Origin of the sequence: Kiloniella litopenaei (genome assembly GCF_000982415.1) — a bacterium.
Taxonomy (GTDB): Bacteria; Pseudomonadota; Alphaproteobacteria; order Kiloniellales; family Kiloniellaceae; genus Kiloniella; species Kiloniella litopenaei.
Window position 1 is genome coordinate 17,711 of record NZ_LANI01000028.1, and the last position, 25,924, is coordinate 43,634.

At 47.3% G+C, this 25,924-nt stretch carries 20 protein-coding genes; 7 read left to right on the top strand and 13 right to left on the bottom strand.

All coding sequences use genetic code 11. The features are described 5' to 3' along the window. Nucleotides 1-105: 105 nt before the first annotated feature. Nucleotides 106-1,572, top strand: coding sequence for a MocR-like pyridoxine biosynthesis transcription factor PdxR (gene pdxR, locus WH95_RS17020; RefSeq protein WP_046509544.1), 1,467 nt, complete (start codon nt 106-108; stop codon nt 1,570-1,572). On the opposite strand, the gene WH95_RS17025 is transcribed toward pdxR, so the two are convergent. Then, entirely contained in the window at nt 1,569-2,045 is a 477-nt protein-coding gene (locus WH95_RS17025) for a hypothetical protein (protein ID WP_046509545.1), read from the bottom strand. The two genes, pdxR and WH95_RS17025, sit on opposite strands and share 4 nt — an antisense overlap. A gap of 192 nt (nt 2,046-2,237) precedes the next feature. Here WH95_RS17025 and WH95_RS17030 point away from each other — a divergent pair, with 192 nt between their 5' ends. Continuing rightward, a complete protein-coding gene (locus WH95_RS17030; RefSeq protein WP_046509546.1) occupies nt 2,238-2,564 on the top strand; it encodes a PilZ domain-containing protein in 327 nt (108 codons plus the stop codon). Nucleotides 2,565-2,655: 91 nt separating this feature from the next. On the opposite strand, the gene WH95_RS17035 is transcribed toward WH95_RS17030, so the two are convergent. Both WH95_RS17035 and WH95_RS17040 read right to left on the bottom strand, forming a co-directional pair. Continuing rightward, nucleotides 2,656-3,648 carry a GlxA family transcriptional regulator gene (locus WH95_RS17035; protein ID WP_046509547.1) on the bottom strand — a complete coding sequence of 331 codons (993 nt, stop codon included), beginning with the start codon at nt 3,646-3,648 and terminating at the stop codon, nt 2,656-2,658. 272 nt (nt 3,649-3,920) lie between these two features. Beyond that, nucleotides 3,921-5,489, bottom strand: coding sequence for a trimethylamine methyltransferase family protein (locus tag WH95_RS17040; protein ID WP_046509548.1), 1,569 nt, complete (start codon nt 5,487-5,489; stop codon nt 3,921-3,923). A gap of 514 nt (nt 5,490-6,003) precedes the next feature. On the opposite strand from WH95_RS17040, the gene WH95_RS17045 reads away from it, so the two are divergent. Beyond that, on the top strand, nt 6,004-8,523 hold the full coding sequence (locus tag WH95_RS17045; RefSeq protein WP_046509549.1) for a GcvT family protein: 2,520 nt from the start codon (nt 6,004-6,006) through the stop codon (nt 8,521-8,523). Between the two features lie 82 nt (nt 8,524-8,605). Here WH95_RS17045 and WH95_RS17050 read toward each other — a convergent pair whose 3' ends face one another. Further along, nucleotides 8,606-10,417, bottom strand: coding sequence for a gamma-glutamyltransferase family protein (locus tag WH95_RS17050; protein WP_046509597.1), 1,812 nt, complete (start codon nt 10,415-10,417; stop codon nt 8,606-8,608). Between the two features lie 277 nt (nt 10,418-10,694). Between WH95_RS17050 and WH95_RS17055 the strand changes: the two genes are divergently transcribed. Both WH95_RS17055 and WH95_RS17060 read left to right on the top strand, forming a co-directional pair. After that, nucleotides 10,695-11,522, top strand: coding sequence for a sulfite exporter TauE/SafE family protein (locus WH95_RS17055; protein WP_046509550.1), 828 nt, complete (start codon nt 10,695-10,697; stop codon nt 11,520-11,522). A 37-nt stretch (nt 11,523-11,559) separates the two neighbouring features. Further along, nucleotides 11,560-12,297, top strand: coding sequence for a FadR/GntR family transcriptional regulator (locus tag WH95_RS17060; protein WP_046509551.1), 738 nt, complete (start codon nt 11,560-11,562; stop codon nt 12,295-12,297). A gap of 4 nt (nt 12,298-12,301) precedes the next feature. Here WH95_RS17060 and WH95_RS17065 read toward each other — a convergent pair whose 3' ends face one another. The 5 genes from WH95_RS17065 to WH95_RS17090 form a co-directional block, all read right to left on the bottom strand. Next, nucleotides 12,302-13,807: an FMN-binding glutamate synthase family protein gene (locus WH95_RS17065; RefSeq protein WP_046509552.1), complete on the bottom strand. Its 1,506-nt coding sequence runs from the start codon at nt 13,805-13,807 to the stop codon at nt 12,302-12,304. Between the two features lie 214 nt (nt 13,808-14,021). Beyond that, a complete protein-coding gene (lpdA, locus tag WH95_RS17075) occupies nt 14,022-15,416 on the bottom strand; it encodes a dihydrolipoyl dehydrogenase (protein ID WP_046509555.1) in 1,395 nt (464 codons plus the stop codon). 3 nt (nt 15,417-15,419) lie between these two features. Beyond that, complete coding sequence (locus WH95_RS17080; protein WP_046509556.1) at nt 15,420-16,739, bottom strand: dihydrolipoamide acetyltransferase family protein; 1,320 nt, start codon at nt 16,737-16,739, stop codon at nt 15,420-15,422. A gap of 3 nt (nt 16,740-16,742) precedes the next feature. Then, entirely contained in the window at nt 16,743-17,756 is a 1,014-nt protein-coding gene (locus WH95_RS17085) for an alpha-ketoacid dehydrogenase subunit beta (protein ID WP_046509557.1), read from the bottom strand. Between the two features lie 3 nt (nt 17,757-17,759). Next, entirely contained in the window at nt 17,760-18,992 is a 1,233-nt protein-coding gene (locus WH95_RS17090; protein ID WP_046509558.1) for a 3-methyl-2-oxobutanoate dehydrogenase (2-methylpropanoyl-transferring) subunit alpha, read from the bottom strand. Between the two features lie 236 nt (nt 18,993-19,228). Between WH95_RS17090 and WH95_RS17095 the strand changes: the two genes are divergently transcribed. Further along, nucleotides 19,229-19,708 (top strand): Lrp/AsnC family transcriptional regulator, encoded by a 480-nt coding sequence (locus tag WH95_RS17095; RefSeq protein WP_046509559.1) that lies wholly within the window; start codon nt 19,229-19,231, stop codon nt 19,706-19,708. A gap of 210 nt (nt 19,709-19,918) precedes the next feature. Here WH95_RS17095 and WH95_RS20765 read toward each other — a convergent pair whose 3' ends face one another. Continuing rightward, on the bottom strand, nt 19,919-21,496 hold the full coding sequence (locus tag WH95_RS20765; protein ID WP_052742116.1) for a hypothetical protein: 1,578 nt from the start codon (nt 21,494-21,496) through the stop codon (nt 19,919-19,921). Between the two features lie 322 nt (nt 21,497-21,818). Here WH95_RS20765 and bmt point away from each other — a divergent pair, with 322 nt between their 5' ends. Then, nucleotides 21,819-22,904: a betaine--homocysteine S-methyltransferase gene (bmt, locus tag WH95_RS17105; RefSeq protein WP_046509560.1), complete on the top strand. Its 1,086-nt coding sequence runs from the start codon at nt 21,819-21,821 to the stop codon at nt 22,902-22,904. Between the two features lie 160 nt (nt 22,905-23,064). Here bmt and WH95_RS17110 read toward each other — a convergent pair whose 3' ends face one another. Genes WH95_RS17110 through choW form a run of 3 tightly spaced genes read right to left on the bottom strand, consistent with a single transcriptional unit; the run spans nt 23,065 to nt 25,855 of the window. Further along, nucleotides 23,065-23,760: an HAD family hydrolase gene (locus WH95_RS17110; protein WP_046509561.1), complete on the bottom strand. Its 696-nt coding sequence runs from the start codon at nt 23,758-23,760 to the stop codon at nt 23,065-23,067. A gap of 14 nt (nt 23,761-23,774) precedes the next feature. Then, entirely contained in the window at nt 23,775-24,974 is a 1,200-nt protein-coding gene (choV, locus tag WH95_RS17115; RefSeq protein ID WP_046509562.1) for a choline ABC transporter ATP-binding protein, read from the bottom strand. Nucleotides 24,975-24,994: 20 nt separating this feature from the next. After that, the gene (choW, locus tag WH95_RS17120; protein WP_046509563.1) at nt 24,995-25,855 is read right to left on the bottom strand and encodes a choline ABC transporter permease subunit; all 861 of its coding nucleotides are present in this window, start codon (nt 25,853-25,855) and stop codon (nt 24,995-24,997) included. Nucleotides 25,856-25,924: the final 69 nt, after the last annotated feature.

Here is a 25,924-nt window from a genome sequence, read left to right on the forward strand (position 1 = left end):
AAAACCAAACATTCCATAAAATATAATTTCAGAATAAATATTCCATACACAAAAAATGTCAAGTCTTATGAACAGATTAAAGCGACGCACAAAGGGCACAGGATAATGTCAGAAAGCCTTTTTATTTTGGACAAAGGAAGTACAGAATCTCTTCAACTTCAAATCAGAAGGCAGTTTGTCTCTGCGATATTGGGGGGAAGTCTACCCGCCGGAAAACCGGTTCCGTCCAGCAGAAAATTAGCTGAACAACTTGGCGTATCCCGTATTACAGTGACTCAAGCCTATAATTCCCTGATTGACGATGGATACCTTACATCCAAAGAACGTAGTGGTATCTATGTTAGTGATCGTCTCACCCTTCCGCTAACAACGGAACAATCAAGGCAAAAAAAGAGAAGTTCTTCATCTGATCCGGCTTTTCAAAAAATGAAACATCGACCAAGTCACCAGCAAAACATTGAAAAGCCTGAAAACTGGCGAGACTATCCTTACCCCTTTGTGACGGCTCAGGTTGATAAATCGCTCTTCCCTATTGCGGCATGGCGGGAATGTTCCAGACAAGCGTTAAGTCTGAATGCAATGGCGGATTGGACCGAAGATCGCCTGGGGATTGACGACCCTTTTTTAATTGAACAAATCAGAACCAGACTACTTCCCACGCGAGGTATTCATGCCAGTGAAGAGGAAATTCTGGTAACGGCAGGTGCCCAAAACAGCCTTTATATCCTGTCCCGCCTTTTCCTCAACAACAATACTCTGTTTGGCATGGAGAACCCCGGTTATCCGGATCTGCGTAACATTATTCAGCTAATTGGGTCCCGTATTCAATATCTGGAACTGGACAATCATGGTTTAATTCCTGATCAGCAAATAGACACCTGTAATGTCCTCGCCGTAACCCCAAGCCACCAGTTCCCGACAACCGTCACAATGCCTTTACAAAGAAGAAAGGCATTACTTGATCGGGCCGAGGCAAACAATACGCTGATCATTGAAGATGACTATGAGCCCGAACTAAATTTCGAAAGTTCCCCAACCCCTGCCCTGAAATCTTTGGATACCACCGGACGTGTTGTATATGTTGGAAGTCTTTCCAAATCGTTCTTTCCCGGATTACGACTTGGCTATCTTGTTGCCTCAAAAGAAATAATTCGCGAAGCAAGGGCACTCGGCCGTCTCGTGCATCGACACACACCAACAAACAATCAGCGCACTATGGCACTGTTTCTCGCGCTTGGACACCATGATGCTTTGCGGAAAAAGTTAAAAAGAATATATAAAAACAGGTGGCTAGAGATGAGAAATGGGCTGGAATCAATCGGCCTCAATTTCCAACAGTCATCCGGGGGATCCAGTTTTTGGGTAAAGGGATTTAAAAGCTTGGATAGCAAAGAGCTCTTGCAGAAAGCTCTTCGGAAAGGCGTTGTTCTGGAACCTGGCGCCATCTACTATTTTGATGCTATCCCCCCCAAACATCATTTTCGCTTGGGCTATACAGCAATTGAACGCGCTTCAATAGCAGATGGTCTAAAAGAGCTTAACTCTGTGTTGAATGAGCTAAGGAAAGCTTAATGAAGCGTTGGCCCAGCAACTGGAACCAAATCAAATTCTTCGTCGCTCAACAATTCCGACATAACCATAACACTATCATTCTTTTCGCCACCGTCCTGATCGGAAGCATCGGAATGCATATAAAATGAAAGCATCCCCTGATTGAGAAATGGTGTCGGACGATAATGCTCAACATCAGTTGTATCTATGCTCATTTCATCAGAATTATCGCTAAAGTCACTGGCATCATCCAGCAGCAGATCAGATATCTTTGATGAAATCGTTTTAATGGATCGAAGGGATTGGTTCAGATCACCGCAATCAGGCTGTGCGTTATTTTCAAAAGCAACTGAATTGGCAAGCATATCCTGCAAAGCATGTACTCCTTGCTCAGAACCAGCCGGAATACTCAAAAGGCCATCTTCTATTTTGACCAGACTTTCTTCTCTGAATGTCTCAGCGAAACTTTCTCTCAATTCTGCGACAGCAACCATAATACCCTCCTACAAGCAGGGTAATTTTAATAAATAAAATCTAAAATTTACGTTAAATATTTCTTGACGAAAATTAACCATAAATTGTGATTCGAATTGTTTTGCCGAGTAGATACAAACAGCTTAAAGTTTTTTTAATGACAATCAGTTATCCATGATTTTGAATCACATACTGTAAGGGAGATCTAAAAGGTGAGTGAATCAGCTGAGGATCGCAGGGTATTTCCAAGGGCCGAAGTGGTTTTGGCGGGGCGCGTCGATGGTAACCTTCGAAAAAAAGACTGTGCTGTAATGGATATCTCACTGACCGGTGCAAAACTTGAATTTGATACCCCGTTAACAGGTGAAACCATCGAAACACTCCGCTTTTCAAAATCAGCGGCCCTCAATGTTTCCGTGGCTTGGGATCATGGTACAAACGTTGGTGTTAACTTTACAGATGCCCCCCATGATATCGCCAATGTACTAGAGCCTCTTTTACCAAAGAGCTGTTTCGAGCCTTTTGATAATAAACATTAAGAACCCGAATATCTCCTGAATTTAATACAAAAAATCCTGTGAAATTATTCCACAGGATTTTTTTACTAAAAGCTCAATAACAAAGAAGGTGTTAAATATCTTCTTCCTCACCGGGAAGTCCCGGTAACCCACGTTCTTTCCGTGGTGTTCTACCAAAAAAGTCGCGGTAACATTTCGAGAAATGAGACGCAGAAACAAACCCACATGCCAGCGCAACATCAATCACAGACATATTTGTCTGTAACAGAAGAAGACGTGCTTTGTTTAATCTCAGTTCCAGATAATATCGTGCAGGAGAACGGCTAAGGTATTTACGGAATAACCGTTCAAGTTGTCTTGTGGAGAGGCCAGCATCTTTTGCCAGTTGAATACGTGTCAACGGCTCTTCCAAATTTTCTTCCATCAGCTTGATAACCGCCAAGAGTTTTGGATGCCTGACCCCCAAACGTACAGGCATAGACATGCGTTGCTGGTCATGCTCGTCCCGGATACGGTCATGCATAAATTGATTTGCAACTTCCCCAGCCAATTCATGGCCATGCTGGGAAGAAATAACATTCAACATCATATCAAGTGAGGCAGTACCGCCAGCACAGGTAAAGCGATTACGATCAATCTCGAACAGTTCAGGTGTAACTTCGATCTCGGGAAAATCCTCCAAAAACCCGGCCAGATTTTCCCAGTGAATAGTACAGCTGTACTCATCAAGAAGTCCGGCCTTTGCCAGAATGTGAGCCCCCGTACAAAGCGCGCCAATATCAACACCCTTTCGCTCTATACGACGTAACCAGGAATGGATCCGACGGTCAGCAATCTTATGTGCATCTTCTCCACTGCAAATAACAGCGGCATGGAAATTATCCAGCTCATCAAGGTTAATGTCAGGAGAAATCGGGATACCACAGGACGATAGAACAGGTTGATCATCAACACTGACCAAATTCCAGCTATAGAGCTTTCTTCCCGCTTCTCTATTCGCCAGTCTCAGAGGTTCTATCGCAGACGTAAAAGCAATAAGAGAAAACTTTGGAACCAGAAAAAAAACAATGCGCTGAGGCAATTCTTGCGGGGCTTTTCTAATCATCTCTAAACTTTCACCTGACACGCATATTAGCAATATGAAGAAATTTATTAGTAAGTGCGTACAAAGTACCGTTAGGAAGAAGAATAACAGTATTCTCTTGCCTGATCCTTAAAATACACACTTAATTTTCATGTTGAGCTTTTTACTCTTTAAAATGCCAATTATCAGAAAGTTTATAAGTAAACAAGAACCGAATACTACTTTTATTACCCCAAAAGAAGAAAAGGCGACAAAAGCCGCCTTTTCCAAATAAATAAACTTACAATGAGTGCTTAGGTAAAAGCATCAGGCATGGACTCTTTTTTCTTTGTTATAAACTCGTTCAAAGCTTCGTCAATTGATGCATCTAGATCTGGTGCTACATATTGCTCCAAAGTCTTCTTCACAACCGCACTTGCACGTTGATAGGCATCAAGTGATCCTTCTGATTCCCACTGCTCAAATGAATTGTTATCAGCAATATTTGAGCGATAGAAAGCAGTTTCAAAGTTTGCCTGTGTATGCGCACAACCAAGAAAATGATTACCGGGGCCAACTTCACGAAGCGCATCCATTGCCTGACCATTTTCGGTCAAATCATAACCTTCCAACATACGCTGCATCATACCCAACTGGTCAGCATCCATTACAAGCTTCTCGTAGGATGAAATCAAACCGCCTTCGAGCCATCCAGCAGCGTGAAGGGTAAAGTTCACACCAGCCAATGACGTTGGAACGATTGTATTTGCTGACTCATAAGCAGCCTGAGCATCAGGGACTTTAGAACCGCAAAGCGATCCGCCAGAGCGGAACGGAACACCAAGACGACGGGCAAGCTGTGCCATACCATAGAGAACCAGCGCGGGCTCAGGAGTACCGAAGGTAGGCGCACCAGATTGCATAGAAATCGAGCTTGCAAACGAGCCCAAAACAACAGGAGCTCCTTTACGAACCATCTGTGCGAATGCGATCCCGGCCATCCCCTCGGCCAAGGATTGGGCCATAACACCAGCAGCTGTTACAGGGGCCATGGCACCAGCCAGAATAAACGGCGTGACAATACAAGCCTGCATATGGCGCGCATATACCTTTAATGCACCCAGCATCGTATCGTCAAAGGTCATCGGTGAGTTCGCGTTGATCAAACTGATCATCACCGTATTGTTTTCAACGAAATCATCGCCAAAAACCAGCTTTGACATAGCAATGGAATCTTCTGCTCGTTCCGGTGCTGTCACAGACCCCATATAGGGCTTGTCTGAAAAACGCATGTGTGCATAAAGCATGTCCAGGTGACGTTTGTTCACCGGAATATCAACAGGCTCACAAACTGTACCGCCAGAATGGTGAAGTGCAGGCATTGAATAAACCAGCTTCACAAAATTCCGGAAATCTTCAATTGTTGCGTACCGACGACCGCCATCTAGATCACGAACAAAGGGAGGACCATATACAGGGGCAAAAACCGTGTTTTTACCACCAATAATCACAGATCTTTCTGTGTTACGGGCATGTTGTGTAAACTCGCTTGGTGCATGCGCACACCATTGACGCGCCAGACCTCGCGGGAAACGAACACGCTCCCCCTGAACATCACAGCCGTTATCTTTTAAAATTTGAAGGGCTTCGGGATCATCACGAAATTCAATCCCGATCTCTTCAAGAACTGTTTCCGCATTGTATTCAATAATTTCAAGTGCTTCTTCGTTCAGCGTCTCGAAATAAGGAATATTACGTGTAATATATTTCAGTTGCTCTGAAGAGCCACCAGATCTGGCGGCACGTCGTGAAGCAGCCCCACCGCCACTACGACCTCGACCGGCGCGCCCCGCGCGACCTGATCTTTTTTCTGTATCACTCATTAAATGCCCTCCTGTAGAGATCTCGAATATTCCCTTCTGGATGATCAGGCTCTGTCTAGATTGCGACGGACAAAAAACCAAATGCGGCAAGAAGGGTTAACAAGCTCATTTCCCTATTAAAAACCATGAGAACAAACGTAGTTTCTGCCCCATTAAACCATATTTTTTGAAAAAATTTAAACTGTCCTCGCACTGAATGATCAAAGCATGTGCGAGTCGATTGTTTATAAAGGCTGACGCAAAACGACTTTCTTTGTCCTTTAAAGGTCAAATTCTGTTAAAGTTAAAATGTCGTAAAAGATCATTGATGTCGTAAACTGCAAGTGTGGTGACGCAAACCGATAGGACGTTAAACCGACGGATCATCATCATAATACCAGGATGTAATCGGTGATTGTTACAATACAGAAATGCACAAAACTTTTTGTCATTTAACAACAAAGTACCGAAACATAACAAACAACTTTGACCCTGTGCATAAGCACGTTTAGTCGCATTAATTTGGAGTCAGGCGATGAAATCTCACTACAAAGCCGTCGTTATCGGTGGTGGTGCTGTTGGTGTTGGTACACTTTACCACTTGGCAAAAAAAGGTTGGTCAGATGTTGCGCTGCTAGAGCGTCACGATCTGACATCTGGTTCCACCTGGCACGCTGCTGGCCTGCTGCCTCTGTTCAACATGAGTTACTCTGTTGGTAAAATCCACCAGTACTCGGTAGATCTCTATTCTCGTCTGGAAGAAGAAACCGGCCTGAACTCTGGCCTAAAACAGGTTTCCAACATTCGTCTGGCCCGCACACAGGACCGTATGGACGAATACAAATACTACGTTGGTGTGGCCAAAACACTTGGTGTCAATGTTAAGTGGCTTTCTGTTGAAGAGCTCAAGGAAATCTGGCCTCTGTGTAATACAGACGGTATTCTTGGCGCAATCCAGCACGTTGATGATGGATATGTTCAGCCTGCTGAGCTGACACAGGCTCTTGCAAAAGGTGCCCGTAACAACGGTGCTGAAATTCACCAGCACACAACTGTTATTGGTCTGGAGCAGCAAGATGATGACAGCTGGATCGTTCAAACTGACAAAGGCGATATCTCTTGCGAGCACGTGATTTCCTGTACAGGTAACTTTGCCCGCAAAACCGGTGAAATGGTTGGCCTCGACATTCCTGTCATTCCGGTTGAACACCAGTTTATTGTTACTGAGCCACACCCGGACATCAAAGCACGTCACGCAGAAGGCCTTCCAGAAATGGGCGTTCTTCGTGAATCAGATTCTTCATGGTATATGCGTGAAGAAGCTGGCGGCCTGTTGCTTGGCCCATACGAAGTTGGCGCACCTTGCTGTTATGTTGACGGCCCAGCACCAGACGCAAAGTACGAACTCTTCAACGGTGAGCTAGAGCGTCTGATGCCATACATCGAGACAGCTTTCGAGCGCGTACCTGCCTTTGCAGAAGTTGGTATCAAAGAAGTTTACAACGGTGCGATTGCCTACACACCAGATGGATCACCAATTATTGGTCCTGCATGGGGCCTGAAGAACTTCTGGCTTAACGAAGGTCATTCATTTGGTATCACAGCAACCGGTGGTGCAGGTTGGCAGTTGGCAGAATGGATCATCGATGGTGAGCCGACAATTGATATGTCCGGTGTTGACCCCCGTCGTTTTGGTCCTTATGCAGGCCGCGGTTTCTTGAAAGAGAAAAACGAAGAAGCCTACGCAAATGTCTTTACCGTTCACTACCCGGATGAATCCCGCCCGGCAGCTCGCGGTCTAAAGCGTTCCCCTTGTTATGATCGCATGAAAGAACACGGCGCGGTTATGGGAACAATCTTTGGCTGGGAACGTCCAAACTGGTTCGCCCCGGAAGGTTATGGCCTGACCGCAGAAGACCTGAACCAGGATGACACAATCACCCGTGAAAACCACGCCCCTGCTGAAGAAGGTAAACTGCCAGTAGAGAAATGGTCTTTCCGTCGCTCTAACTACTTCGAACATGTTGGTAACGAGTGTAAGAACGTTCAGGAAAATGTCGGTCTTCTCGACATGTCTGCTTTCTCCAAATTTATCGTCAAGGGCAGAGGCGCTGAAGCATGGTTGAGCAGTCTTGTTGCGAACAAGATCCCGAAAAAGATCGGTCGTATGGCCTTGACCCACATGCTGACCCTGCACGGTGGTGTTCGCGCTGAATTCACTATCCTGAAAACAGGCAAGCAGAGCTATTATCTCGTATCTGCAGGTGCACAGGAACGCCATGACTGGGATTACCTGACAAAACTGAAGCCAACTGATGGCTCTGTTGAACTAGAGAAAATCACAACTCAGCAAGGTGTCTTCATTATTGCCGGACCTAAATCCCGTCTATTGATGGAAAAACTGTCTGATGCTGACTTCTCGAACAAAGCCTTCCCGTGGCTGACAGCACAACAAATCTCTGTTGGTATTGCCCCTGTCACTGCGGCACGTGTTAACTTTGTTGGTGAATATGGTTGGGAGCTTCATCACCCGATCGAAATGCAGAACTACCTCTTTGATCTTCTGATGGAAGCTGGGGCAGAATTTGGCCTTAAGCCATTTGGTATCCGTGCAATGGATTCAATGCGTCTGGAAAAATCCTATCGCTTGATCCCGACAGAAATGTCCATCGAATACGCCGCGCTTGAAACAGGTCTTGATCGTTTTGTTCACCTCGACAAAGAAGACGATTTCATTGGTAAAAAGGCATTGACCGAATGGAAAGAACGCGGCTTTGACAACCAGTTTGTTACGCTGGAAGTTCATGGCGTTACCGATTGTGATGCCCGTGGTTCCGAGCCTATCTACCAGAACGGTGAAATGGTTGGTCGTGTGACATCCGGTGGCTACGGTTTCCGTACTCAGAAATCCATTGCGCTTGCAATGGTTCGCCCGGATCTGGCTGAGATCGGCACTGAACTGGATGTCTATATTCTTGGCGATCTCTTCAAAGCTACTGTTGTTGAAGAATCACCATACGATCCAGAAAACAAAATCTTGCGTAACGTCGAATAATCTCGACTGACGTCTAGAAATCAAAAGCCGCAGAATTCCCACTCTGCGGCTTTTGTTATTTCGTAGTACAAACCAAATGCATCTACCGCCCAGCAGCGTACCCTTGCATGGAACGAGGATTTGCAGCTGCTTTCAATAAGCCATTTTCTTTGGAAGCTGCAGCCATACGCCCCAGTGACCAATCTGGCTCGACAACAACGTTATGTCCGCGGCGCTTCAATTCTTTTATTGTTTCAGACGGAAAGCGACCTTCTAGTGAGAGATTTCCAGGATCACATTCACGTGGATAAAAGGAGCTCGGGAAATGTGACGTCTGAAATGCAGGTGCATCAATTGCTTCCTGAAGGTTCAATCCAAAATGCACATGACGCAGGAAAAAATGCAGGGACCATTGGTCCTGTTGATCTCCCCCCGGTGTCCCAAAAGCCATGTATGGTACACCATCTTTCAGGGCGAGAGAGGGGGTTAACGTTGTTCTTGGTAATTTCCCCGGAGCAATACAGGCAGGAGAAGTTTCATCCAGCCAGAACATCTGCGCCCGGTTTGTCAGACAGAACCCCAGTCCCGGAATAACCGGCGAAGATTGAAGCCATCCACCGCTTGGTGTCGCAGAGACCATATTCCCCCAGCGATCAATAATATCGAGATGACAAGTATCCCCTTTCACACCACCTTTATCATCTGGTGTCGGCTCATCATTAAAACGCGCAACTGTTGGCTCACCAAGATCGGTATTATCTTTACCTTCGTCGGTGGTCCCTTTGATACGAACCACGACATTCCCACCTTTACCCGGAACAGTTCCCGGCCTGATTTCCAGAGAAGCCTGATCCGTAATCAGCTTACGGCGTTCATCGTTGTAGGCATCCGAAAGCAGGACATCTATCGGCACATCCACAAAATTTGGATCGCCATAAAAGGCTTCGCGGTCCGCAAAGGCAAGCTTTGCACTTTCCGTTACAAGATGCACAAATTCGGGTGATTTTTCATCCAGCGCATCCAGGTCAAAACCTTTTAACAACGCCAGTTGCTGCAAGAACACCGGTCCCTGCCCCCACGCCGCCGTCTTACAGACTGTATACCCATGGTAATCAAATGTAAGCGGCTCTTCATAAGAAGCGGACCAACTGGCCAAATCATCCTTACTTAACAAAGCTTTGTGTCGGCGTCCGGTTGTATCCATAACCTCAGCCGTATCACAAAACGCCATAATAGCTTCTGCAACAAAACCTTCTGACCAAATCTTTCGCGCAGCTTCGATTTGCCCCTCTCGGCTATCCGAAGCAGCTTCGGCCTCTGAAATAATACGGTCATACATTTCGGCCACTTCAGGATTTTTAAAAAGCGCCCCTGCTTCTGGCACTTTCCCGTCTTTAAGATAGATATCAGCAGAAGACGTCCACTCGGTCTCAAAGAGGTCCTTCACGCGGTTTATGGTATGGGCAATATTTGGAACGATGGAATAGCCATCGCGCGCATAGGTAATGGCGTAAGACAAAACATCGCGCAAAGACATGGTACCGTAATCCAACAGCATTAACATCCAGGCATCAAAAGCACCCGGTACCACAGCAGAAAGCATCCCAGAACCCGGAACGATAGACAGATCCAATGCCTTATACGCCTCCAGAGTGGCCTTTTGAGGGGCAGGTCCCTGTCCGTTAATCACTTTCACGGGCCCCTTTTCCGGGGCGACAATAATTGGAACTTCCCCACCCGGGCCATTCAAATGTGGCTCAACCACCTGTAATGCAAAGCCCGTTGCAACCGCAGCATCATAAGCATTTCCACCCCGTTCCAGTATGCCCATACCAGCTGCTGTTGCCAGCCAATGAGTAGATGTAACAACACCAAAGGTTCCCACAATCTCGGGGCGCGTGGTGAATTCGCTCATGAATATTTCTCCGAACTGAGTTAGATACCCTGCGTACAGGACTTCAAAGAGACCGATGCTGCGCAGAAACAGTGTTTCAACCCAGCGAAACTTGACAATGACCATAGATCATGTTGAAAATTGGTACAACCAATATATCGATTTAATTATTCACCCCAAACATTGATCAGGCACTTTTGGAACTCGTAGACTAAAACCTTAATAAAAATAAACCAAAGCTGCGATAACACTCGCTTCGTTAATACTGCTCAAATTTATGTAGTCAGGCTTTAAATAGATGGATGCACTCCTTTCAACAGATCTGCTTATACTCGCAGCTGTCTTATTGGCGACAGGTGTTGTTGCCGGATTAATTGCGGGCCTGCTGGGTGTCGGCGGCGGGATTGTTATTGTCCCAGTCCTGTATCACCTTTTCAGCCTGATTGGCGTCGATGAATCTGTCCGGATGCACACCGCAGTTGGCACATCCCTAGCGACAATCCTTGTCACTGGTTTTGCCTCTGCCCGATCCCACTACAATAAAGGTGCCGTTGACACGGACTTGCTGAAAAGCTGGGGGCCCGCCATCGCAATTGGCGTTCTGATAGGCGTTGTCGTTGGTGGCAATATCGGGTCCGAAGCTCTGATCGCCGTCTTTGCAGTCATCGCCTTGATCGTAGCATTAAATATGGCTTTCCGTCCCGATGGTACGCACATTTCAGATCAACTCCCCGGCTCCCCCTTTAAACAGCTTATCGGGGTTTTCATCGGTGGCATCTCTGTCCTGATGGGTATTGGCGGTGGGACATTGTCTGTGCCTATTCTCACCCTGTTCAATTACCCTATTCGCAAAGCTGTTGCGACAGCATCTGCTATTGGCCTCATCATTGCTGTTCCCGGTTTTCTTGGGTATATCTACTATGGGCTTGGACTACCGGGCAGACCGGATTTTTCACTCGGCTATGTCAACCTGATCGGCTTTGCCCTGATCATTCCAACATCGGGGTTCTTTGCCCCGATCGGCGCAAAGATTGCCCACGCAATTCCACCAAAACTTCTGAGGCTGTCTTTTGCTTTTTTCCTCTTCATCACGAGCTTGCGCATGATACATGACTTGCTAACATAGGAACGCTGCCGTAGAAGGCAGTTATAGGAGAGCAAGTATGACAGAGCAAAGTCGATCCGTAGCGTTAGAACAAGAAGCTGAAACGAACGATAATTCAGTTTCAACAGCACGCGCCTATGAAGACGTTATCGCCAAGATCAGAAAACTGATCAGCGACGAAGATATGGGCCCCGGTGATGCTCTCCCGTCTGAACGACGCCTAGCAGACTTGTTTGCTGTCTCACGACATTCTGTCCGCGAAGCCATTCGTGTTTTACAGGAACAAGGTGTTCTCGCGCCGAAACGGGGAAGTGGCAACTACATCAGATCCTCCTCACGAGAAGAGTTAATCCGGGCTTTATCCTCTTTGGTATCAGGAGATGCCCGGCGTCTATTCGAAGTCTTCCAACTGCGTGAATTAATCGAACCACAAATTACAGCCCTTGCCGCCGAAATGATCCTGCCGGAACAGCTGGAAGAAATGGATCAGTTGGTTAAAACACAGATGACGACGGAAGATCTAAGTGAGCTTCAAAAAATCGACAGGAACTTTCACGCCCTCATCGCCAAGGCAACAGGGAATACACTCTTATCTGATTTAATGGACAAGATCAGCGCATCTATAGATCCATCACGTACAGAGGGCCATCAAAGTGAAGAACGTCGTATTGCTTCCATCACCGGTCACTGCCGGATCTTAGCTGCACTTCAGGCCCACGAACCCGATGCCGCAGCCGAAGCAATGCGGGATCATATCAACGATATCAAGCACGCAGTTTCACCCGACACCCCATAAAGCTCTATTCAGCTGTTAGTACCGTTGGATTTGGATAAAGCTCGTCCATTGAGACACTGCGCCCCGTATCAAGAACGATACGTGCGTGATAACGCTTCAAAGCCCGCGCATCCGCAGCTCCACAACTATGGGCGATAATGCCAACTTCTTTGCGCATGTTCTCAGCATAGCTTGCAACGCGTACTGACTTTGTTTCCGGATCAAGACCAAACTGTAGTTTCTTGTTGTGTGTGGTCACCCCGGTTGGACAGGTATTCTTGTTACACTGCAGTGCCTGAATACACCCGAGCGCAAACATAAACCCACGTGCAGAATTAACAAAATCAGCCCCGGCACAATAGGCCCACGCCACATCAGACGGATTAATCATCTTGCCACTGGCACAGACTTTAATACGATCACGCAATCCGTGTTTAATCAAGGTATCCACCACATGGGGCAGACTTTCCCGCAGAGGTACCCCCATGTTATCGATCAAGCTCATCGGGGCAGCGCCTGTTCCCCCGTCAGCGCTATCAATCGTGATAAAATCCGGGGCACTTTCAACACCACGCTTTTTGATTTCCTGACACAGGTTTTCAAAAAAACCGTAAGCGCCCACAACCATTTTAAAGCCAACTGGTTTACCCGTGGTATCACGGATATAGGCGAGCATATCTAGCAGATCGCTCTCTGATTTTACCTCGGGGTGGCGATTTGGGCTTATGGCAGATTGGCCAATGGGGATACCGCGAATTCTGGAAATTTCTTCAGTGACTTTTTCCCCCGGTAAAATCCCGCCCTTTCCCGGTTTGGCACCTTGGGAAAGTTTAAGTTCAAACATTTTCACCTGATCATGCGCCGCAATCTCCCGAAGCTTATCTTCGTCAAAGCCACCTTCAGGCTTGCGAACGCCAAACTTGGCAGTTCCGATCTGGAACACAATATCAGCCCCCCCTTCCAAGTGATAGGGGGACAAGCCTCCCTCCCCCGTGTTCAGCCAGATACCGGCTTTTTTCGCCCCCTTAGACAATGCTCGAACAGCGGGTATGGAAATCGCCCCGTAACTCATTCCTGAAATGTTAAAAATACTGTCGGTTTCATAGGGCTTCTTACAATAAGGGCCGATCACAACATTTCCGGGCTCTATCGCGTCTTCTTCTTGCGTGGGAAAAGGGCAGTTTACAAAAAATACTGTCCCCGCAGGTCTAAGGTCACGGGTTGAGCCAAAAGCCACGGTAGAATCTACATTTTTAGCTGCGCGATAAACCCATGATCTTTCGGCCCGGTTAAAGGGCATTTCTTCACGGTCCAGAGCAAAAAAATACTGGCGAAAGAACTCCCCCAAATGCTCAAAGAAATAGCGAAAGCGTGCAATGACCGGATAATTTCGGCGCAGAGTACTCTCGGTCTGCGTTACATCGGTAATATAGGCATAGACCAGCCACAGAAAACCTGCGCCAACCGCCGTTATAAAAAGAAAAGAGAGAAGTTCCAGAAAAGTAACAACAAAGTCAGGTATCTGTTCCATTAAAATCTCTCCCCATTATCATTTTTCATTTAACAAACTATAATAGGAAAACTCTCTTAAAAGCCAGTCACAAGAAAAGTAGTGGTTTGTAACTATCTCAAGCTTATATTCAACTGCCACCCTATCTGGCTGGTTCTCAAGAAAATAAAAGCGCTGGAAACCCAACGCTTTTATCTCGAAAAACCTTTTGAACGTTAATATGTTCAAATCAGAGTTAAATATGCAATGCATGGCCCAAGGTTTTAAGCGCCGCTTCCTGAAAGGCTTCGCTTTGTGTCGGGTGGGCATGGATTGTTCCGGCGATATCTTCCAGACGTGCGCCCATCTCTAGGGCAAGGGCAAAACCTGCAGACATTTCGGAAACACCCGCACCAACGGCCTGAATACCAAGCACCAGATGATTATCGGCCCGGGCAACGATGCGGACAAAACCTTCTTCACGTTGAGCGGACATAGCGCGACCATTAGCCTGAAACGGGAAGAGATCGGTTTTAATATCATGCCCCAGTGCTTTTGCTTCTGCCGGGGATAATCCAGCTGTTACTATTTCCGGATCAGTAAAACAAACTGCAGGAATGCAGACTTTATCCCAAGTACGCTTTTCACCCGCAATGATTTCAGCAACCATTTCCCCCTGTGCCATCGCACGGTGGGCCAGCATTGGTTCTCCGGTAACATCCCCAATAGCAAAGGTACCTCGCATGGAAGTCTGGCATTTATCATTGATATGAATGAAGGGGCCATCCATACGCAAATCAATCTCTTCCAGTCCCCATCCCTCGGTTACAGGCTTGCGACCGACAGTCACCAGGATTTTATCTGCAGCAACCTTTACGTCTGTTCCCGCACTGTTTTCCACCAGCAAGGCATTCCCCTTTGTGGAAAGCCCCTTGGCTTTGGCCTTGGTCATAACCTTGATCCCAAGACTGCTCAATCGTTTGACAACCGGGCGCACCAGATCCTTGTCATACTGTGGCAGGATGGATTTGGCAGCTTCAACAACCGTAACTTTGGCGCCAAGTTTTGCATAGGCAATGCCAAGTTCCAGCCCGATATAGCCACCGCCAACAACAGCCAGCTTTTCCGGCACTTCGGTTAACGACAAGGCTTCGGTAGAAGAAATGACCTTATCCCCGAACGGCAGGAAAGGCAGCTCTACAGGCTTGGAACCTGTTGCAATCACAACGTATTCAGCACGAATAATCTGTGGCCCCGTCGGTGTCGCAACCTCGACCGTTTTACCATCCCGGAATTTGGCCCAGCCCTCAACGGTCTTAACCCGGTGCTTTTTCAAAAGTCCGGCAACACCAGAATTCAGACGACTGACAATGCCATCTTTCCATTCCATGGTCTGTGCAAGATCAATAGATGGTTTTGCCGTTGAGATTCCAAGTGCGTTCTCGCCGGACAAATGAGCGACTTTATCGAATTCTTCCGCGGCATGGATTAGGGCTTTAGAGGGAATACATCCCACATTCAAACAGGTCCCACCGGGTTTCCCCGCCTCGATAACAACCGTATCTATGCCCAGTTGCCCCGCACGAATGGCACAGATATATCCACCAGGACCAGCACCGATAACCAGAAGCTTGGTTTTAATTTCCTTCACCGCTTAGCCCTCCATAAAAATCATTGCCGGTGTTTCGAGCAGGGATTTGATCCGCTGAACAAAAACAGCCGCATCCCAGCCATCAATGACCCTGTGGTCAAAGCTGGAAGAAATATTCATCATCTTGCGTGGGACAAAATCCGTTCCGTCCCACATGGGGCGTACCGCCATTTTGTTAACCCCAAGAATGGCGACTTCCGGATGATTGATAACAGGGGTCGTTGCAATCGCCCCCAAAGGTCCAAGCGATGTAATGGTGATGGTCGAACCGCTCAGCTCTTCGCGGGTTGCGGTCCCTGCTTTGGATGCCGCAGCCAGACGATTAACCTCTGCGGCACAGCCCCAAACGTCTCTTGCCTCGGCATGTTTAATAACCGGTACAACCAAACCGTTTGGTGTCTGTGCTGCCATGCCGATATGAACCCCGCCATATTGGTGAACAACCCCTGCTTCATCATCAAAAATCGCGTTAAGATTAGGCTGATCAGCGACCGCCTTGACCAAGGCCCGCATCAAGAAAGGCAAAAGGGTCAGTTTGGGATGATCTTCCGATCTGTTTTTGTTCAGGGTTGTCCGCAGTTCTTCCAAGGCCGTCATATCGACCTCTTCAACAATCGTAATATGCGGAATACGCGATTTTGAAATCGACATCTTTTCCGCAATTTTACGCCGCAACCCCACGACCTTAACTTCTGAAACAGAGCTATTGGGGACAAGTCCCCCTTTTGGATGAACCGCTACGCTGCTACCGTCAAAATAGGCATCCAGATCCTCGTGAGTAATCCGTCCGGCTGGCCCCGTTCCCGCGACCTGCCGAAGATCTACGCCGCCATCCTGTGCACGTTTTCGCACCGCAGGGGATGCAATGGGCTTTTCCCCTTCTGCTCTGGCCGGGCCAACAGGCTGCTTGCGGACCTGCGAAGCTGAAGGCTTTTCGATCTCGACTTTTGTTTTGGGTGGCTCAACGACAAAGCTCTGACTCTGTTTTCCAGACGTTTTTTTCTCTACTTCTGCTGACTTGGGCACGTCGGGTTCAGCCATTTGAGGCTTTGATGCGCTGTCTTCCGTTGAGTTACCTTCACCATCAACTTCGAGCTTGATAATAGGCGCACCAACGGACATCACGTCCCCGGGTTCAGCCCCAAGCCAGATGATGCGCCCATCCACAGGGGACGGAATTTCAACAGTTGCCTTGTCTGTCATAACGGCCGCTAGGACCGCATCTTCCTGTACCACATCACCAACAGAGACTTCCCATTCAACGATCTCGGCTTCGGCAACACCTTCACCAACATCTGGAAGCTTGATTACATATTCACCCATTGATCAGGCCTCCATTACTTTTTCAAGCGCACGACCAACTCTTTCCGGTCCGGGGAAATAAGCCCATTCCTGTGCATGTGGATAGGGAGTATCCCATCCGGTCACCCGTTGAATCGGGGCTTCGAGATGATAGAAACATGTTTCCTGAACACGAGAGAGAAGTTCACCACCAAAACCGGACGTCAAGGTTGCTTCGTGAACCACAACACAGCGCCCCGTCTTTTTAACCGACGCGATGATGGTTTCTTCATCCAGAGGCAACAGACAGCGAAGGTCGATAATCTCGGCATCAATTCCGGTTTCTTTGGCTGCTGCTTCAGCAACATAAACCATTGTACCATAGGCAATAATGGTAACGTCCGCCCCTTCACGGGTCACTTTGGCTTTGCCCAGTGGCACATTGTAATAACCATCGGGAACTTCACCCAGCTCGTGTTTCGACCAAGGTGTCACGGGTTGGTCATGATGACCATCAAAGGGCCCATTATAAAGACGCTTTGGTTCCAGATAGATAACGGGGTCATCATCTTCAATCGCAGAGATCAAAAGCCCTTTGGCATCCGCAGGATTGGACGGCACCACTACCTTGAGGCCGGAAACCTGGGTAAAGACTGCCTCGGGGCTTTGGCTGTGTGTTTGTCCCCCAAAGATCCCCCCACCTGTTGGCATTCTGATTGTTATCGGGGCCGTAAAGTCACCTGCAGAGCGATACCGCAACCGTGCTGCTTCGGATACAATCTGGTCATAGGCCGGATAAACATAATCGGCAAACTGGACCTCGACACAGGGACGCAAGCCATAGGCAGCCATGCCAATCGCCGCGCCAACGATGCCGGATTCATTAATCGGCGCATCAAAGCAGCGGTTTCTGCCGTACTTTTCCTGCAAACCGTGGGTACAGCGGAACACCCCCCCGAAATAGCCAACGTCTTCGCCAAAAACGACAACGTCATCATTTTTCCCCATCATGACATCCATTGCATCACGAATGGCTTCAATCATCGTCATTCTGCTCATGAACTAAATCCCCGCTTCCTGACGTTGACGCCGTAAATGTGGCGGCATTTCTTTGTAAACATCTTCAAACATATCACGTGTAGAAGGCGACCCCCCGGAATGGAGTGTGCCATGACTTTCAGCTTCTTTCTGGGCAGCAAGCACCGTGTCCTTGATTTCGGCCTGTGTCTGTAAGTGGCGTTCTTCCGACCAGATACCCTTGCTGATCAGATGCAGTTTCAGGCGTTCAATCGGATCACCCAATGGCCAGGCATCTGACTCTTCTTTGGGGCGATAAGCGGCGGGATCATCCGAAGTTGAATGCCCACCTGCGCGGTAGGTCACATATTCAATCATCGTGGGGCCAAGGTTCAAACGTGCACGCTCTGCCGCCCATTTTGCAACGGCATAAACAGCCAGATAATCATTCCCATCAACACGCAGAGCTGGAATACCAAAACCATGGCCACGTGCGGCAAAGGTTCCGGACCCACCTTTGGCAATTCCCTGAAAGGTCGAAATCGCCCACTGATTATTCACCACATTTAGAATAACAGGCGCTTTATATGTAGAGGCAAAAACCAATGCAGCGTGAAAATCTGATTCAGCGGTGGATCCATCACCAATCCATCCCGCAGCAATCTTGGTATCGTTTTTAATAGCCGAGGCCATCGCCCAGCCAACAGCCTGAATATATTGCGTGCCCAGATTGCCCGAGATAGAGAAAAAACCGTACTCTTTCTCGGAATACATAATCGGAAGCTGACGACCTTTTAGCGGATCTTCCTCGTTAGAATAGATCTGGTTCATCATCTTGACCATCGGGTAGTCCTGCGCCAGCAAAAGACCAGCCTGACGATAGGTCGGGAAATTCATATCCCCTTTATCCAATGCACACTGAAAAGCAGTCGAAACAGCCTCTTCACCAAGATGCTGCATATAAAATGATGTTTTTCCCTGTCGTTGTGCCATCATCATACGTGCATCAAAGGCCCGTAACGTCATCATGTGGCGCAAGCCTCTGACCAATTCGTCGTCGCTCAACAAATCAGCCCATGGGCCTACGGCGTTTCCATCGCGGTTCAAGACCCGAATGATAGAATAGGCAAGATCTCTGATATCCTCGGGCGAGACATCAACATCAGGACGCCTTACAGAACCAGCTTTGGGGATCGTAACATTGGAGAAATCCGGGGTATCACCCGGACGAAATTCAGGCTCTGGCACATGAAGATGAAGCCGTTTCTTTTCACTCATCTGTTGTCTCCGGCATCTATTTCCTCGTGTAATATATCTTTCAATATATTTTTCTCTGGCATTTGTCGCTCCCTGGGTTCAGCCCTCTTTTGCCGATTTCAGCTTGTTTATAAGTTCGGGCATAATCTCTGGCAGTAATTATGACATATTAACGCTGGTGATTATTCCCAAAATCATTATCATAGGCAGCAAATTAAGCTATTAATCTCTAAAATTAACATCATAAGTAGTTATTTATGGAACTTGATGCGATTGACATAAAGATTTTGCGAATCCTTCAAACCGAGGGACGTATTCGTTCTATTGAACTGGCTGAACGTGTCGGTCTGTCGCCAACCCCCTGTGCACGGCGTGTAAAAATGCTTGAAGATGAAGGTGTTATCACTGGTTATGCTGCACGGGTCGACCAAACCAAGCTTGGTTATATGATCAACATCTTTGTTTCGGTCGAACTGGAAAAACAGGCGTCGGAGAATTTGAAACAGTTTGAAGAAGAAATAGATAAATTTGAAGAAGTTGTTGAATGTTACCTGATGACAGGCAGCCAGGATTTTTTGCTGAAAGTTGTCGCAACAGATCTTATGGCGTTCGAAAAATTCCTTCAGGAAAAACTTACCCGGATTCCAACGATCAGGGCTGTCAGGTCTCGTTTTGCCCTGCGTAGCATTGTAGAGAGAAATGCACTTCCCAGCCCGCAAAGGCCATCCAAGAAGTGAGAGAACCAAATGACAGTTAAACACACCGAACATTATTGCTCCTGTTGCAACGCCCCAAGAACCTAGTGATCACTTATGACAGATGACAACCGCATAAGTTGATCAACAATACCTATAATACCATCGAATAGAAAAAAGAGATACGAAAATGGCCACCACAATAATGTGATGGCCATCAAAAAAATTCTACTTTATCTTTGTTGCTACTTTTTACTCGGCGGCTTCTGGTAACGCATTACGATTGCGGATCAATAAATCACCAATGCTATTTGCTTTGTGTTCCACCAAGGTATCTGGACCACCCCAGATAGGAACCGCACGACCAAGTCTAGCCATAATGTCATAGATAATGAACTTGGCGACACCATTCCCGCCACGGGTTCCTTCATATAGCAGCTGAAGAGGGTATGCAGCATTCCCGAGAACAGGGATAAAACCCAAAAGCAATGCGAACCAAGGCCGGCTTGTTCCCCGGGCAGTAGAAGCAATGATACGACAGCTCGTATAGATCGTTCGTACAATCACCCCGCCACTAAAATAACCGATAATACCACCTAAAAGGCCGATCACATCAAAAGCCCCCAAGCCAAAGACAATGGCCAGAGTTGTAACTTTTACAAATGGTTTCAGCGCCATTAATACACCAAAGTCAGTGATGTAAAGGCTGCTCTCACTGTTTTCCATTTCATGCTTTAAAACATTGGCTTCGCGCTCGGTAAGCTGACGGCGCTTTTGCCAATCTTCGATACTGCGTCCAACCAGTAACCTGCTCAACTGGGTTCGATAGGATGGCAAAAACATAAAGGCTTTTATTTTTGGCAGCAAGGTTCCAAGCTGCTTGATCAATTTGCTCTCTTTAAAGAACGAACCGACTTTCTGCGCAAGCTTGCTTACACCTTCCTTGGCTTGCCTGCCATACCAACGTAGAGGGTGTTTTTTGTAATAGTGCGTTTCTTCTTCAGAGATTTTCCCACGGGCAAACTTTGATTGAATGCTTCGTTGAAGGCGTGACATAAAACGCCAATCATCGGGTTTATGAATCAAACCTGAAACATCGACACAAAGTGCTTCGTATTCCTGTTCGCTCATCACATCCAGAAGCGCATTTTTGTTTTCAGCAATGTAATCACGGAGTTTGGGCACATCCACATCATCATAAAGTGGGCGACCATTCACCACTGTGCGCTGTAAATAGTAAGTAAATAAAAGCTTAGGATTGGCCGGGAACAACGCAGGTACACCGGATTCCAAATCAACCCAGACCCAACGTTTCTCACCCGCATCAGTAGTTTCTAACAGAAAATTACTGGTCGCAACGGGATTACCATAACCAGCCTGCCATGCAAGACCGTCAAACCCCGCATCAAGAAGCAATCCCTGCAAAGGTTTCATCACATTCTCTACCAGATCCTGAATTTCAGTTTCTTTGAGTGAAGAATAAGGATGATGCAATGACGGTGCCCGACCATCAATAAATTCCATCGTAATCTCATTGGCACGAAATTCTTCGTTCCAAGACACAGAAATAATCTCTGCGATACGCAGTTTACCAGGCAACCACAACTTCATAAGGGCGGAAAGAACACGGCGACGGCAAGCAGCCTCAAGGATTGATCCCTGATGCCAGATATAAGGGTTGTTCGCGCCAAAAATCACATTGTGAACAAGGCCAGCCAACGTGGAACCGACAAATATCTTACGCGCTGTCGCTCGACCATCAGGCAGATGATCCAGATAGACAGTAGCCGATCGGCCAGCACCAATCTTTCGGTCTTTTAAACTCGACATTTAATTATTTTCCAACCCTTGTACGGTGCCCGTATTCGCCCCTTCGGTTCATAAAAAACCGAAAATAGAAATCAAAGCTGCGGGGAAATTTTTCGCGAGCAGCCTATATCTATACTTTTTTTGTGGAAAAAACCACCCATTGCGAAATAAAAATGTCACTTTTATGCCTCAAAAGATTCATTTCAAGTCTATCATGTTGCGAAATATCAATTAAGCGAACTCAAAATCCATATAAAGAAATCCTGATATAGCTTGCGTCACCAACAAAAAGAGCATAGTTTCCTCAGTAGATATCAATCTCAATTTTGTGCGGCGAGTAACCATGGCCAATAAATTTCTAGATCTCTTAAAAACACGCGACTGGCTTCTTGCTGATGGCGCAACAGGCACTAACCTTTTCGAAGTAGGTCTGGAAACTGGCGACGCGCCAGAGCTATGGAACGTCGACGAACCAGAAAAAATCTACAACCTGCAAAAGTCATTTGTTGATGCTGGCTCTGACATTATTCTTACCAATACCTTTGGCGGCACACGTAACCGCCTCAAACTTCACAAGGCAGAAGATCGTGTTGCAGAGATAAACACTGCCGCAGTTAAAATTACCAAGCGAGTTGCTGATGAAGCGGGCCGCCCTGTTGTTGTTGCCGGGTCAATGGGCCCGACAGGCGATATCTTTGAACCCGTCGGATCACTGACACGCGAAGAAGGCATTGCAGCCTTCCGTGAACAAGCCGTTGCACTGGCCGAGGCTGGCGCTGATGTTCTCTGGCTGGAAACAATTTCTGCACCGGAAGAACTGGAAGCTGCTGTTACTGCATGCAGTGAAACCGGTTTGCCAATCGTCACAACACTGAGCTTCGATACCAATGGCCGCACCATGATGGGCCTCACCCCCGGTGATTTTGCCAGACGCGTCAAAGAACTTTCAACAGTACCTGTAGCCTATGGCGCCAACTGTGGCGTCGGTGCATCTGAAATGGTAACGGCCCTTCAAAACATGGCAATGTGCGCACAGGAAGGCGATGTTCTGGTTTCGAAAAGCAACTGCGGCATTCCCGAATATGTTGACGGAGCCATTCGCTACACAGGAACCCCCGAATTAATGGCTGACTATGCCAGAATTGCGGTTGATTCCGGTGTCAAGATTATCGGCGGTTGTTGTGGAACCTCCCCCAACCACGTCAAACACATGCGTGAAGCGCTGGACAACCATACACGTGGTCCCAAACCAAGCCTCGACGAAATCATCTCGCGCCTTGGGGAAATCTCTAACGGTGCACGCGAGATGAATGAGGCAGGCCCGCTCGGCGCAAAACCGACAGAACAAACAGGTGGTGGCCGAAGACGTAGAGGGCGTGATCCGAAACGCAAAGCTGCCGATGACGGCAAATTCCCTGGCCAAGAATAACTATAAAGTCAGGAATAACTATAAAATCAGGAATAGTTAGAAATTCAGGAATAGCAGAAAAACTGCAGAACAATTCCCATGTAGAAAGGGGCCTCGATCCGAGGCCCCTTTGTCATTCTCAGGAAAAAAACTCGTCGTAGAGCTCTTTCAAGCGCTATTATTATAATAAGCTCTCTAACTCTTCGATCGACGTCACGACGTGATCAGCAAGTTTGGACAACTCTTCGCGTCCCGTTGTTCCAGTCAGAACACCAACTTTCAAACCCGCCTTCGCATTAACGCCCATTTCCATGTCGTGCAAGTTGTCTCCGACAACAACAACATTTTCAGGCCCCAGCTCCATTGCCTTACAAAAACCCAAGACCATACCCGCTGTGGGCTTCAGTCCGTGACCAGAATCGTACCCGGCAATAAAGTCGAGCTTATCAATACAATCAAATCGTGACAAAGACCCCCTAGCCCCCTGCTCACTGTCACTTGTAGCGACACCAAGCTTAAGCCCACGTTCTTTCAAACGTACAAATAGAGCTGATAGATCCGTCACGGGGACAGCAGCGGTCTCTCCGTCCTCCTGAAAAATTGCTTCGACCTTGCGAATTAAAACGTCATAATCCGCATTGGGCAAAAACTCGCACCACTTCGCAACGATTTCACCATTACTGCTCGCTGCCAACATGGATCCGGGCAAAACCCGCCCTTGTTCAGCATCATACCCGGTCGCACTCAGAAGCTGTGACGCGAGTTCTTGATCTCCCTCAGCCGCCATCAAAGCTGCTTTTTTATTCAAGGGCATCCAGCTTTGTTCATAGTCCAGAAGGGTTCCATCCTTGTCGAACAGGATTGCCTTAATCGTCATGAGATCAAAACCCTTTATTCTGCCGCATCTGCAATCGAGCTTTGACGAAGAATACCTTTGTATATTTCCTCATCTCCAACGACGCCAACCAATACACCATTTTCGGCAAGTAAAACCGGATTACCTGTCGCCTGTCGTAATTCGATAGCTCTTTTCATTGTGAAGTCCGGCGATGTCACGACAATACTGGAATCCGGCACGCTATCAATCGGCTGATCACCTTCAAAGGTAATTACAGGAAGCTCTTCTTTTTCTTCAAAGGTAACTTTCTGTACAGCACCCTTACCATCTACTGTTACTTTGAAGGCATCGTATTTATCCAGAATAAGACGATCACCATCCTTGCGAAGATCACTGACTGATGTCATCAAAGACGCGCACCGCAACACATTCAGCGGGTTCATATGGGCGACAAATTCGGCTACATACTCATTTGCAGGGTTCAGGACAATCTCTTCCGGCTCCCCATACTGAACAATGCGGCCACCCTCCATAATCGCAATATGTGACCCAATCTTAAGAGCTTCGTCCAAATCATGGCTCACAAAGACAATCGTCTTCTTCAGGTTTCGCTGCAATTCCAGCAACTCATCCTGTAAGTGATCACGGATCAGAGGGTCCAAAGCCGAAAAAGGCTCATCCATCAACAAAATATCCGCATCTGTGGCAAACGCACGCGCCAATCCAACACGTTGTTGCATCCCACCAGATAGTTCATGCGCGTATTTGTCTTTCCATTGATCAAGACTAACCATCTTGAGCTTCTCTTCCACAATGGCTTCGCGCTCGGCTTTTGGCATGCCTTTAAGCTCTAGCCCCAAGCCAACGTTCTCTGACACCGTCCGCCATGGCAAAAGCGCAAATTGCTGGAAGACCATGGAAACGCGTTCCATACGCATGTGACGCAGCGTTTTTTCATCGCACGATGCAACATCGACAAGGTTATCACCATCGCGAACGAGCACTTCGCCCCGCGTGACTTTGTTCAGACCATTTACGGCGCGGAGCAGTGTTGATTTTCCGGAACCGGAAAGCCCCATAAGGACGCAAATTTCGCCTTCTTCAATTTTAATAGATCCCCCAGCAACACCAAGAACGCATCCGGTTTTCTCCAGAATTTCTTCCCGTGTTTTGCCCGCATCAACCATTGGGATGGCTTCTTGCTGATTATCGCCAAAAACAATATCGACGTTTTTAAATTCTACAGCTGTCATTTTAATATTCCATCCCTACCTTAAGCACCATCAACCGGCGCATTACGCTGCTTACACAGACGATCCAGTAAAATCGCTACGACAACAATCGCAAGTCCTGCTTCAATCCCCATATCGATCTGGCGAGAGTTCAATGCACGAACAACAGGCTTACCAAGACCGCTTGCACCAACAAGAGCACCAATCACCACCATAGATAGGGAGAGCATAATACACTGCGTTACCCCAGCCATAATTGTCGGCAGAGCGTAAGGAATTTCGACCTTCCAAAGTAACTGCTTCTTTGTCGCGCCAAATGATTCAGCAGCCTCAATCAGGGGCTTTGGCACCGAAGAAACACCGAGATGTGTCAAACGCACAGGCGCGGCAACGGCAAAGATGACTGTCGCAACGAGCGCAGGCACCATGCCCAAACCAAAAAGCGTCATGGCCGGGATAAGGTAAACGAAAGTAGGAATTGTCTGTAGAAGATCAAGAACTGGTCGTAACAATGAATACAGCCAGGGACGGTGGGCAGCCGCAATCCCAAGTGGCACGCCAGTGATCATGCAAACCAGAGTCGCATAAACCACAAGGACAAGAGATTCTATTGTTTCTGTCCAGTATCCAAGATTAACAATGAACAACAGTGAAAGGAAAACAAATAAAGATAGCTTCCACGTACGTTGCAGATATTGGGCAAGAGCAGTAATCAAAATAATAAGTACGATAGATGGCACAAATAAAAGCATATCCACAGTACCATCAATCAGGAAGCTACCGCCATCCGTTATTGCGTCAAAAAAGCCCGCAAAATTATCGATCAAAAAGTCAAAAAAACTTTCACCCCATTTCCCAACGGGAATTTTATGGTCAACTAACCATTGTTCGATGCCGGACATTGCTAATCCCTCTGCTCATAAGTGAACTCGGAAATTTACTGAGTTCTTTTATCGTTATATCCAGTTAAC

Coding starts and splice junctions, on each gene's coding strand:
- bmt (WP_046509560.1), top strand. CDS start 21,819: ATGGCCAATAAATTTCTAGATCTCTTAAAAACACGCGACTGGCTTCTT.
- WH95_RS17110 (WP_046509561.1), bottom strand. CDS start 23,760: ATGACGATTAAGGCAATCCTGTTCGACAAGGATGGAACCCTTCTGGAC.
- WH95_RS17065 (WP_046509552.1), bottom strand. CDS start 13,807: ATGGAACAGATACCTGACTTTGTTGTTACTTTTCTGGAACTTCTCTCT.
- choW (WP_046509563.1), bottom strand. CDS start 25,855: ATGTCCGGCATCGAACAATGGTTAGTTGACCATAAAATTCCCGTTGGG.
- WH95_RS17025 (WP_046509545.1), bottom strand. CDS start 2,045: ATGGTTGCTGTCGCAGAATTGAGAGAAAGTTTCGCTGAGACATTCAGA.
- WH95_RS17035 (WP_046509547.1), bottom strand. CDS start 3,648: ATGATTAGAAAAGCCCCGCAAGAATTGCCTCAGCGCATTGTTTTTTTT.
- WH95_RS17080 (WP_046509556.1), bottom strand. CDS start 16,739: ATGGGTGAATATGTAATCAAGCTTCCAGATGTTGGTGAAGGTGTTGCC.
- pdxR (WP_046509544.1), top strand. CDS start 106: ATGTCAGAAAGCCTTTTTATTTTGGACAAAGGAAGTACAGAATCTCTT.
- WH95_RS17040 (WP_046509548.1), bottom strand. CDS start 5,489: ATGAGTGATACAGAAAAAAGATCAGGTCGCGCGGGGCGCGCCGGTCGA.
- WH95_RS17055 (WP_046509550.1), top strand. CDS start 10,695: ATGGATGCACTCCTTTCAACAGATCTGCTTATACTCGCAGCTGTCTTA.
- WH95_RS17050 (WP_046509597.1), bottom strand. CDS start 10,417: ATGAGCGAATTCACCACGCGCCCCGAGATTGTGGGAACCTTTGGTGTT.
- WH95_RS17090 (WP_046509558.1), bottom strand. CDS start 18,992: ATGAGTGAAAAGAAACGGCTTCATCTTCATGTGCCAGAGCCTGAATTT.
- choV (WP_046509562.1), bottom strand. CDS start 24,974: ATGACAGCTGTAGAATTTAAAAACGTCGATATTGTTTTTGGCGATAAT.
- WH95_RS20765 (WP_052742116.1), bottom strand. CDS start 21,496: ATGTCGAGTTTAAAAGACCGAAAGATTGGTGCTGGCCGATCGGCTACT.
- WH95_RS17045 (WP_046509549.1), top strand. CDS start 6,004: ATGAAATCTCACTACAAAGCCGTCGTTATCGGTGGTGGTGCTGTTGGT.
- WH95_RS17085 (WP_046509557.1), bottom strand. CDS start 17,756: ATGAGCAGAATGACGATGATTGAAGCCATTCGTGATGCAATGGATGTC.
- WH95_RS17095 (WP_046509559.1), top strand. CDS start 19,229: ATGGAACTTGATGCGATTGACATAAAGATTTTGCGAATCCTTCAAACC.
- WH95_RS17060 (WP_046509551.1), top strand. CDS start 11,560: ATGACAGAGCAAAGTCGATCCGTAGCGTTAGAACAAGAAGCTGAAACG.